11 protein-coding genes and 1 pseudogene are annotated in these 10,361 nt (G+C 63.4%); 2 read left to right on the top strand and 10 right to left on the bottom strand.

The features are described 5' to 3' along the window. Positions 1-120 precede the first annotated feature (120 nt). Positions 121-1,338: a GGDEF domain-containing protein gene (locus EN906_RS11000; protein ID WP_127270056.1), complete on the bottom strand. Its 1,218-nt coding sequence runs from the start codon at positions 1,336-1,338 to the stop codon at positions 121-123. A gap of 75 nt (positions 1,339-1,413) precedes the next feature. After that, positions 1,414-2,610, bottom strand: a complete 1,197-nt coding sequence (locus tag EN906_RS10995; RefSeq protein ID WP_127267370.1) for a GGDEF domain-containing protein — start codon at positions 2,608-2,610, stop codon at positions 1,414-1,416. A gap of 160 nt (positions 2,611-2,770) precedes the next feature. Between EN906_RS10995 and EN906_RS10990 the strand changes: the two genes are divergently transcribed. Further along, positions 2,771-3,088, top strand: coding sequence for a hypothetical protein (locus EN906_RS10990; protein WP_127267369.1), 318 nt, complete (start codon positions 2,771-2,773; stop codon positions 3,086-3,088). 39 nt (positions 3,089-3,127) lie between these two features. Here EN906_RS10990 and leuC read toward each other — a convergent pair whose 3' ends face one another. From leuC to rplS, 7 genes are all read right to left on the bottom strand, one after another. Then, positions 3,128-4,537 (bottom strand): 3-isopropylmalate dehydratase large subunit, encoded by a 1,410-nt coding sequence (leuC, locus tag EN906_RS10985; RefSeq protein WP_127267368.1) that lies wholly within the window; start codon positions 4,535-4,537, stop codon positions 3,128-3,130. A gap of 288 nt (positions 4,538-4,825) precedes the next feature. Continuing rightward, positions 4,826-5,461: a class I SAM-dependent methyltransferase gene (locus EN906_RS10975; protein WP_127267367.1), complete on the bottom strand. Its 636-nt coding sequence runs from the start codon at positions 5,459-5,461 to the stop codon at positions 4,826-4,828. Positions 5,462-5,516: 55 nt separating this feature from the next. After that, positions 5,517-6,326 (bottom strand): amino acid ABC transporter permease, encoded by an 810-nt coding sequence (locus EN906_RS10970; RefSeq protein ID WP_127267366.1) that lies wholly within the window; start codon positions 6,324-6,326, stop codon positions 5,517-5,519. Between the two features lie 201 nt (positions 6,327-6,527). Further along, positions 6,528-7,325 (bottom strand): basic amino acid ABC transporter substrate-binding protein, encoded by a 798-nt coding sequence (locus EN906_RS10960; RefSeq protein ID WP_127267365.1) that lies wholly within the window; start codon positions 7,323-7,325, stop codon positions 6,528-6,530. 177 nt (positions 7,326-7,502) lie between these two features. Further along, positions 7,503-8,012, bottom strand: coding sequence for a MarR family transcriptional regulator (locus EN906_RS10955; protein ID WP_127267364.1), 510 nt, complete (start codon positions 8,010-8,012; stop codon positions 7,503-7,505). Further along, positions 8,009-8,422 (bottom strand): organic hydroperoxide resistance protein, encoded by a 414-nt coding sequence (locus EN906_RS10950; RefSeq protein WP_127267363.1) that lies wholly within the window; start codon positions 8,420-8,422, stop codon positions 8,009-8,011. Before EN906_RS10950 ends, EN906_RS10955 begins: the two co-directional genes overlap by 4 nt. A 154-nt stretch (positions 8,423-8,576) precedes the next feature. Then, positions 8,577-9,128: a 50S ribosomal protein L19 gene (gene rplS, locus EN906_RS10945; RefSeq protein WP_013528861.1), complete on the bottom strand. Its 552-nt coding sequence runs from the start codon at positions 9,126-9,128 to the stop codon at positions 8,577-8,579. A gap of 328 nt (positions 9,129-9,456) precedes the next feature. On the opposite strand from rplS, the gene EN906_RS10935 reads away from it, so the two are divergent. Next, the gene (locus EN906_RS10935) at positions 9,457-10,209 is read left to right on the top strand and encodes a sulfite exporter TauE/SafE family protein (protein ID WP_127267362.1); all 753 of its coding nucleotides are present in this window, start codon (positions 9,457-9,459) and stop codon (positions 10,207-10,209) included. Here the strand turns inward: EN906_RS10935 and EN906_RS10930 are convergent. Further along, positions 10,191-10,361: pseudogene (locus EN906_RS10930) on the bottom strand (tRNA (guanosine(37)-N1)-methyltransferase TrmD); the annotation flags it as partial. The gene EN906_RS10935 and the pseudogene EN906_RS10930 sit on opposite strands and share 19 nt — an antisense overlap.

The following is a 10,361-nucleotide window of genomic DNA, read 5'->3' as shown; positions in this document are numbered from 1 at the left end:
CTCCTATATGTACGGTCTCTCCGACGGCGAGATGCCCGAACTCAGCCCCTGCCGCTAGACACTTTGTTTGGACGCAATTTCCCAAGGGAAAGCGCTATGCGCTTTCCCGGGAAAACCGTTTCACACTTTTCCTGAAATTGCTCTGGCTTCCATTCCGGCTGACGACCAGTTGCCGGCCGGTCCGGCGGAGACGCGCACGCAATCGCGCCCGGCATTCTTCGCCTGATAGAGCGCCTGGTCGGCGCGCCGCATCAGATCGGCAAAGTCTTCGCTCGGATGAAGTTCGGCGACGCCGAAGCTCGCGGTGCAGCGGTTGTCTGCCGGCAGCCCGTCGATGGGCAGCCCGCCAAAGGCGCTGCGCGTCCCCTCGGCGAACAGCCGCGCCGCGGCAAGGTTGGTCCCCGGCAGGATGATGGCGAACTCCTCGCCGCCAATCCGACCCGCAACGTGATGCGCGGCTGCAGCTTCGCGCAGGAAGCCTGCAAAAGTCTCGATCACCCGGTCGCCTGACGCATGGCCGAAACTGTCGTTGACGCTCTTGAAATGATCGAGATCGGCGATGACCAGCGCGACCGGCACGCCTTGCCGCATCGCGCCAAGCACCGCCAGCTCGGCATGCCGGGTGAAGCCGCCGCGGTTGAGCAGACGCGACAGCGTGTCCGTTTCCGACTTCGACGTCACTTCGGCGAGCACGTCGCGAACCAGGATGGCCAGCATCAGCAGCGCCAGCGCCAGCGCAAAGACAGTGCCGAGCGATTGCGACACCAGCGCGTAGTTGCTTTGCAGATAGGCCTGCGGATTGGCGCCCCAGCCGCCAAGCGCATGCGCGATGAACGGTTTGGAGGCAAACTGCAGACCGCTCGCCGCCAGCACGGCCATCAACATGCGATCGAGACGGGCAAGCTTTTGCCTCGATGACCAGACAATGGCCAGCCCCACAAACTGCATGACCGCATAGGGAAGCTGGTAAGCCATGATGCGGATCAGCGACTGGCGGGGCAGATCCTGCACGAAATACACAGCTATGGTGGTGGTCAACAGGAACAACAGCATCGGCTTCCAGGGCAGTGCCACGCCGTATTTGCGGGCAAGCCCGCCATTGAACGCAATGGTGGCGGCAAGGAAAACCGCGAAGGCGGCCACGACCGGGAGCCGCGCGTCGGAGAAAGCGGGAATGGAGAATTCGATGGCCGAATAGGCCATGCCCAGCAGATAGCCAAATGCCAGCCAGCGCGCCGGCGCGCGGCCGACATCGTGGAAGGCGACCGCCATGAAGGATGCCGCCAGCAGGCCGGCAACCGACAGATTGATCAACAGGATGAAGTTGGCGCCGCTCATGTTCTCCCGCACCCGCGCCGACAGCTAATCATCGACGGGCGAAGAAGACGTTAACGCCGTCCCGTCCGGGCAGATTCAGCCGGTCTTGAGCGGCTCCGGCAGGAACGCCGTTTCCGGCCGCTCATAGGACAGGCGTACACTGTCGCGGCCGTTCTTCTTGGCTTTGTAGAGCGCATCGTCGGCACGGCGCATCAGCGGCTCCAGCGCCTCGCCACCGCTGCGGGCCGCCACGCCGAAGCTTGCCGTCACCCTCGTTCCCTGGGGAAGTCCGTCGACATGACCGGCCGAATAGACGGTGCGCACCGCCTCGGCGAACAGCCGGGCCGCGGCAAGATCGCTGAGTGGCAGCAGCACCGCGAATTCCTCGCCGCCGATACGCCCGGCAACACCGCGCGCGCCGGCCGCCGACCGAAGCTTGGCGGCGAAGTCGGCGATCACGCGATCGCCCGCGCCATGCCCATGCACATCGTTGAGCGCCTTGAAGTGATCGAGGTCGGCCAACACCAGCGCGACCGGGAACCGGGCCGAGGCGCAGTGCTGCAAGAGCCGCATGCCGCGTTCCTCGAAGCCACGCCGGTTGAGCAGGCCCGACAGGGGGTCGGTATAGGTCTCGGTCTTCAATGCCTTCAACACGTCGAGTGCCGCGGCGGAAAACAGGCACAACGCAATGAGCAGCGAGAGCAGCGCGTGCGACAGCAGCGCCGTCGTCCAGTAGGACGAGCCATAGAACCCGTCATAGCTGGCGAAGGGCCCATGCGCGATGACGACGGCAAGGGTGCGCACGAAGAAATTGACGCCCGACAGCAGCGACAGCACGAACAGGATTTTTTCGGTCGGGCCGTTGTTGCGCACCGGGCGCAGTTCGGCAGCAACCAGAAGGCTGATGCCGCCGAATGCGAAATTCATCGCCAGGATGCGCCAGGTGAGATCCGGCGCGACGAACAGGAACCAGCACAACGACGCCAGGCCGCCGCCGGCCAGCACGGCGATCCCCACATAGGGCACCTTGCGGCCATAGCGGTGGATGACAGCGCTGGCCAGGCAGCACGCGGCGATGGTGAAGCAGATGTTCGACGTAAGCTTGGTCAGCGGCATCCCGATGGGCAAGGTGAAATACTGCAGCAGGAAGCCAGCCGCCGAGAGACTGTAGCTGATCGCCAAAACGGCCAGATAGGGGCGGTGGCGCTGATAGGACCATAGCACAAGGAACGCCGCGCCGAGCGCCAGCGCGATCGTCGGGTTGAGCAGCGCAATGAGCAGACCCGTGTCCAACCGACTGTGACTTCCCCTGGCTTACGTCAGGGAAGAGCTTAGAGGGCAAGCCCAAACAAGCGGTTAAGCGAAAGCGGTAAGCAGGACCGCCGTCTCAAAATAATGTCAGGGAACCGCAGTCCCCAGTCAGCGTTCCTCCGTTCACAATCTGGAGCGACCCATGGCCGACACAATCACACTGACCGACCACGATGCGATCCGCTCATGGGCTGCCGGGCGCGCCGGCTTTCCCGCAATCGTCGACATATCGCCGGAAGCGGGGACGCAGCCCATGTTGAGGCTGGTCTTCGGCCAGCACGCCTATCAGGATCAGGACCAGCCTGAACGGCCGCTCAATGCGGGAGGCTATGAACTCGTCGAATGGGACGAATGGTTCAAGCTCTTCGAGGAACAACAGCTTGCGCTAGTGGTCGCGGCCGAACAGCCGGGACGCCGCGAGGAGTTCCACGAGCTCGTCCGCCGCGACGGAAAGAGCTGACCCGAGCCGGGCGCGGCTCGGGTTCTGTTCAAATCCGGGTTACTTCCACTCGCGGATGTCGACGAAGTGGCCGGCGATCGCCGCCGCGGCCGCCATCGCCGGCGACACGAGATGGGTGCGGCCCTTGAAGCCTTGCCGGCCCTCGAAATTGCGGTTCGAGGTCGAGGCGCAGCGTTCATGCGGCTTTAGCCGGTCGTCGTTCATGGCAAGGCACATCGAGCAGCCCGGCTCGCGCCAGTCGAAGCCGGCGGCGACAAAGATCTTGTCGAGACCTTCGGCTTCCGCCTGTTCCTTGACCAGGCCGGAGCCGGGCACGATCATCGCATCGACATGCGGGCTGACCGTCTTGCCTTCGACCACCTTGGCGACGGCGCGCAGATCCTCGATGCGGCCGTTGGTGCACGAACCGATGAAGACGCGGTCGAGCGTGATGTCGGTGATCTTGGTGCCCGGCGTCAGACCCATATAGTCGAGCGCGCGCTGCTTGGAGGTGCGCTTGTTTTCATCGGCGATGTCGTCCGGGTTCGGCACGATGCCCTGCACCGACACGACATCCTCGGGCGAGGAGCCCCAGGAGACGATCGGCGGCAGCTTGGCCGCGTCGAGCACGATCACCTTGTCGAAATGCGCGCCTTCGTCGGACTGCAGCGTCTTCCAATATTCGAGTGCCGCATCCCAGGACGCGCCCTTCGGCGCGCGCGGCTTGTCCTTGACATAGGCGAAGGTCGTCTCGTCGGCGGCGATCAGGCCGGCGCGCGCGCCGCCTTCGATCGACATGTTGCAGATCGTCATGCGGCCTTCCATCGACAGCGCACGGATCGCTTCGCCGGCATATTCGATGACATAGCCGGTGCCGCCGGCGGTGCCGATCTCGCCGATGATGGCCAGGATGATGTCCTTGGCGGTGACGCCCTCCGGCAACTGGCCGTCGACACGCACCAGCATGTTCTTGGCCTTGCGCTGGATCAGCGTCTGCGTCGCCAGAACATGCTCGACCTCGGACGTGCCGATGCCATGCGCCAGCGCGCCGAAAGCGCCATGCGTCGAGGTGTGGCTGTCGCCGCAGACGATGGTCATGCCGGGCAGAGTAAAGCCCTGCTCCGGACCGATGATGTGGACGATGCCCTGGCGGATATCGTTCTCGGAATAATATTCGACGCCGAAATCCCTGGCGTTCTTGGCCAGCGCCTCGACCTGGATGCGGCTTTCCTCGTTCTTGATGCCGAACTTGCGCTCGGGCGAGGTCGAGACATTGTGATCGACCACGGCCAGCGTCTTTTCCGGATGCCGGACTTTACGGCCGGTCATGCGCAGGCCTTCGAAGGCCTGCGGGCTGGTCACTTCATGGACCAGGTGGCGGTCGATGTAGAGCAGGCAGGTGCCGTCGTCCTGGCGATCGACGACATGGTCGTCGAAAATCTTGTCGTAGAGGGTGCGCGGTGCGCTCATGTGCGTAAATCCGTCGATATGAGAATGGGAAAGAGCAGGTACCGGACCTCAGGCCCGGCGAAAGGGACCCGAACAGGTCGGCCTAGGGTAGTCGGCTGGTCAGCGCCCCGGACACGCGCGCGGAAAAACGCGACGGCAGGCGTTTCCTGTCCTGCAGCACGAACCCCTTGTAGGCCGGATCGCCAAAAAGCTCTTCCATGGCGTGGCTCATACCAATGTTTTGGGTTTTCGGCAATTGCGGCGTTCAGCGCCTTTACCTTCTCCCGCAAGGGGAGAAGGTAAGTGGAGTCACAACACTTCAAACACAAACGTCTTCACCAGCGCGTCAGGCTCGGCGATCGCATAGCAGCGGAACCACGGGCTTTCCTCGATCGGCCGCCATTTCCCTGCCTGCTCCAGCTCGTCGAACACGGCTTGGAAGCCGCCGCTCTCGAACACCTGGTCGCGCACGGTGAAGATGGCGTGGCCGCCCTGGCGGGTGATGCGCACCAGTTCGTGCAGGCCTGTCGCCGGCGCATGGCTGATGGTGAACACGCCGGTCGAGAAGAAGGCGCGGAAGTGGCCGTCCGGCCACGGCAGCGTTTCGCCGAGCATTGCCTGCTTCAGGTCGCTGTAGGCATTGCGGCTGCCGGCGATCTTCAGCATATCGTACGAGAGGTCGAGCCCCGCAATGTCGCGGTAACCGAGCGCCTTCAGCGAGGATCCCGACAGGCCAGTGCCGCAGCCGGCATCGAGCAAGGGGCCATCGCCCGCCGGCACATGACGCGCCACCCAGGCGGTGATCAGGAAAGGCAGGAGGTAGCCGAGCGAGGCGGTCTCGCTGTCATAGGTCGCGGCCCACGCGGCATAGGCCTCCTCAAGCGCTTCCGGCGTGTCGGCCGTATAGACGGAATCCAGCGCCGCATTGGCTTTGTCGACGATCATGGGGACCTCCTCAAGGGGAATGCTCGGGGATCGTAGCGCTGCCTTGGCCGAAAAACTATTCCTCGTGCTGGCGGCGCAGCCGCCGCTCCAGCGCCCTGAGCGCCAGCGACAGGCCGACGGTCAGGATGAGATAGATGTAGGCCGTTATCGAATAGGTCTCGAAGAAGCGAAAGGAGCCGGCGGCGTAGACCTTGCCCATCTGCGTGATGTCGGCAACGCCGAGCACCGAGACCAGCGAGGAATCCTTGACCAAAGCGACGAAATCATTGCCGAGCGGCGGCAGGATGGTGCGGATTGCCTGTGGGAACACGATCAGCCGGAAACGCTGCGCGCGTGTCAGCCCAAGCGCCTTCGCCGCTTCGATCTGACCCTTCTCCACCGCCTGGATGCCGGCCCGGAAAACCTCCGAGATGAAAGCCGAATAGCCGATGGTCAGCGCCATGATGGCGCGCCAGAGCAGCGACACGTCGCGCACCAAAAGCTCGCCGAACAGGCCGGCGTTTTGCAGCGGCGCGGTCAGCGCGTTCCAGGCCGCGACGAAGGCCGGCGCGCCGGCAAAGGCGATCCAGAACAACAGCACCAGGATCGGCACGCCGCGGACGATCTCGACATAGAAGCGCGCGATCTGGCGCAGCCAGCGCGAACCGGACATTCCCATCAGCGCGATGCCGAGCCCAATGGCCGACGCCAGCACGAAGGCGATCACGGTGACGAAGATGGTGACGCCGATGCCCTTGGCGACCGTGGCGAACACCTGGGCATAGAGGTTGCTGGTGGCGACGAAGACGGCCACCGCGATCGCGAGGGCTGCGGCAACGACAAGCCACCAGGGGAAGTCGGCTTTGGACGAAGAGGCGGGAGGCATCAAAAGGATTGCGCCAAGGCGCCCCCCTCTGTCCTGCCGGACATCTCCCCCTCAAGGGGGGAGATTGGCAGCTTCGTCGACGGCACTCTTTTTACAACTTTGGTGATTGGCGAAAGCGGAAAAAAGAGCCGATCTCCCCCCTTGAGGGGGAGATGCCCGGCAGGGCAGAGGGGGGCGTTCAAGCGCGAAGTCAGCGCGAAATCACTGCCCCATCTTGTAATCAAGAAACCATTTCTTGTTCAGCGCATCGAACGTCCCGTCCGCCTTCAACGCAGCGATTGCCGCGTTGATCGGCTTCACCAGGTCGGAACCCTTGGGGAAAATGAAACCGAAATCCTCGGTGCCGAGCGGCCCGCCGATCAGTTTCAGTTTGCCCTCGGAGGCGTCGACATAGCCTTTGCCAGCGGTGCCATCGGTCAAAACGACATCGACGTCGCCTGATTTCAGTGCCTGCACGGTCGCGCCGAAGGTCTCGAACAGTTTGATGCGCGGGTTCTGCTCATTGCCGTCGAGCACGCTGTAGACGGCGGTGTAGAAGGGCGTGGTGCCGGCCTGCGCGCCGATCAGCCCGTCCTTGAAGTCGCCGAAGGTCTTGTCGTCAGTGAAGCGGCTCTCATCGCCGCGCACCAGCATGAACTGTTCCGAGCGCATATAGGGGTCGGAGAAATCGACCTTCTCCTTGCGGTCGTCCTTGATGGTGATGCCGGTCATGCCAATGTTGTACTGGTTGTCGGAAACCGCCTGGATCATCGCGTCCCAGGAAGTGTTCTGGTACTCGACCGTGAAATTGAGCCGCTTGGCGATCTCGTTCATCGCGTCATACTCCCAGCCGATCTGCTTGCCGGTCTTGGCATCGATGAACTGCAGCGGCGGATAGGCGTTTTCGGTCACAACCACCACCTTTTTGCCGCCGAGGTCGGGCAGCGCCTGCGCAAAGGCGGCAACGGGCGTCAGGACGAGGGCAAGCAGGCCTGCCAGCAGCAGTTTCGATTTGGTCATGACACACTCCCCGGAAATTGACGGACCCGGACATGGCCGGGCTTGCAGGAAAATACGGCGCCGACTTTAGCTTTCCGCAAGCGTCATGCAAGACGGTCCGCTGCGTCAGGATGCGCGAAAGCGGATTCCAGTGCCTTCATTTCCGGGATTCAGGATTGAACGGTGTCGCGGCAGCGATCAGCTCCGCTTCGCGATGCCGGCATCTGCCTTGCGCAAGCCGGAGACGAACCGCGTCAGCGTGCGGTGCAGGGATTTCAACTCGTCGGCATCCAGCGGCAGGTTGCAAAGCATCGCCGCCGGCACGCTTTTGGCCTGCTCACGCAACGCTTGGCCCTTCGCTGTCGGCTCGACCATAACCCGGCGCTCGTCGGCGGGGTCGCGCCGGCGTGTGACCAGTCCGCCAGCCTCCATCCGCTTGAGCAGCGGCGTCAGCGTCGCCGAATCCAGCCCAAGCGCTTCGCCAAGCTCGCCAACCGTGCTTGGAGCTCGTTCCCACAGCGCCAACATGGCCAGATATTGCGGATAGGTCAGGCCGAGCGGATCGAGCAGCGGGCGGTAGAGCTTCGTCATCAGCCCGCTTGCCGAATAGAGCGCGAAGCACAGCTGCTGGTCGAGCCGCGGAACGTGAAACGTCCCGGTGGCCTCCGCCGGGACGTCGCTGGTGCTCTTTGTCGTCTTTTCCGTCATGCCGCCTTTACCGAAAGCGCTACGTCGACATTGCCCCTGATGGCGTTGGAATAGGGGCAGATCTTGTGCGCCTCCGATACAAGCGCTTCCGCCGCCGCCTGATCAAGGCCTTTCGTTTCCGCCGCGAGCGCGACGCCGAGCTTAAAGCCTTCGCCATTGGGAAGCAGGCTGACGGTGGAGGTTACCCCGGCATCCGTCAGCGACAGCTTCTGTTTGCGCGCGACGAAGCGGATGGCGCTTTCGAAGCAGGCGGCATAGCCGATTGCGAACAGTTGCTCAGGATTGGTGGCGCCCCCCGGCCCGCCGAGCTCCTTGGGCATTGCCAGATCGACCTTGAGCAGACCGTCGCTGGTCTCGCCATGACCGGCGCGGCCGCCGGTGACGTGAGCCTGTGTGGTGTAGAGTGCCATATCAAATCTCCAATTACTTTGTACACGATTATTTAGTACACAAGATAATGTGCCGTCAACAGCGGATCCCGTTTCTGGCGCTGAAAGCGTTCACAGTCCGGTGAAACGAAAAAGGCGGCCGAAGCCGCCTTTTTGAATGGGATGTCCGAAAACCTTATTCGGCGGGGGTCGCTTCCGCGGCGGCCTTGGCTGCTGCTTCGGCTTCGGCGGCGGCCTTCTTCTCGGCGGCGTCCTGGGCGGCCTTCTCGACGGCCAGGGCCTCGGCTGCTGCCACCTTCTCGGCCTCGATGCGGGCCTTCTCGGCGTTCAGCGCATCGCGCTCCTCATCATTCAGCTTGCGGGCGCGCACGCCGGTGTTTTCCGAAATACGGGCCGATTTGCCGCGACGATCGCGCAGGTAATAGAGCTTGGCGCGACGCACCTTGCCGCGGCGAACGATCTCGACGCCTTCAACCATCGGCGAGTAGACCGGGAACACGCGCTCGACGCCTTCGCCGTAGGAAATCTTGCGAACCGTGAAGTTCTCCTGGAAGCCGGCGCCTGCGCGGGCGATGACGACGCCCTCATAGGCCTGGACGCGGGTGCGGGTGCCTTCGGTCACGCGGACCTGGACGCGCACGGTGTCGCCGGGCTGGAATTCGGGAAGCTTGCGCTTGGCTTCGATCTTGGCGGCCTGTTCGGCCTCGAGCTGACGGAGAATATCCATCTCAAAAGTCCACTTCTTGTTCTTCCGACAGTCAGAGCGTCCGACACTCGCCTTGCAGTTCCATTGACCGCTTGGCTATGCCTTTTGTCTCCAAGACATTTGTCTTTGAAACATCCAGCAGGGGCGACTACACCGTCATTGTTGACGGGTCCGGCAGATTCTTTCTGGCCGGTACGGGCGGGCACATACAGCTATTTCGCCGCTTTGTCACGCCTTGGCAGCGCATTTTCTGCTCGCATGGCACCATCGTAATCCTGCCGTGCCGGGTTGCGCCGGTCGTTCAGGCTTTCTAAGCCTGAAATAACACAGTTTTGAGCGGCCGCAATTCATGTCTGTCTTCGATGCCATCCTGCTGTTTCTGGCGGGCTTTCTGTCAGGCGCCGCCAATGCGGTCGCCGGTGGCGGCACCTTCATCACCTTCGGCGCCATGACGTTGGTCGGCCTGCCGCCGATCGTCGCCAACGCCACCTCCTCGGTGACGCAATTTCCAGGCTACATCACCTCGACCCTCGCCTACTCGGCCGATATCAGGCACTTCTGGCGCGGCGCGCTGCTGCTGTGCCTGATTTCGGCCGTGGGTGCACTGGCCGGCGCGCTGATCCTTTTGGCGCTCGACAATCCGTCGTTTCGCGCTCTGGTGCCGTGGCTGCTCCTGGCCGCGACAGCCCTGTTCGCAGCCGGCCCCTGGCTGAAACCAGTGCCGAAGCCCGGTCATGAAGCGGCGGTGGGCTCGCTCGCCGGCTCCCTGGCGCAGTTTCTCACCGCCATCTATGGCGGCTTCTTCGGCGCCGGCATGGGCGTGATGATGCTGGCGACGCTCGGCCTCACCCAGGCCGGCGACTATCACCGGCTGAACGCGCTGAAGAACATGCTGGCCATGGTCATCGCGGCGGTCGCTATCGTCGTCTTCGTCTCGGGCGGCGTCGTCGCCTGGCCGCAGGCGATCATCATGATCCCGGGCGGCGCGCTCGGCGGCTATGCCGGCGTCTGGATCGCCAAGCGCGTGCCACAAAACGCGGTGCGCGGCTTCGTCGTCGCTGTCGGTCTGTTTCTGGCTTTCTATTACTTTTGGAAAGGGTGAGCGGCGGCGCCCAACAAATCCGGACGCCGCTCTTTCGTCAGCTTCTCTGACTCCGCCCGACGCCATGCGGCGATCTTCTTGTGGTTGCCGGAAACCAGCACCTCGGGAATCTCACGGCCCTCGAACTCCTGCGGCCGCGTATAGTGCGGATG

This window comes from Mesorhizobium sp. M7A.F.Ca.CA.004.06.1.1 (assembly GCF_003999135.1).
In the GTDB taxonomy this organism is placed as follows: Bacteria; Pseudomonadota; Alphaproteobacteria; order Rhizobiales; family Rhizobiaceae; genus Mesorhizobium.
The sequence above is the reverse complement of the archived record's forward strand: the minus strand, read 5'-3'. Positions and strand labels throughout refer to the sequence as shown.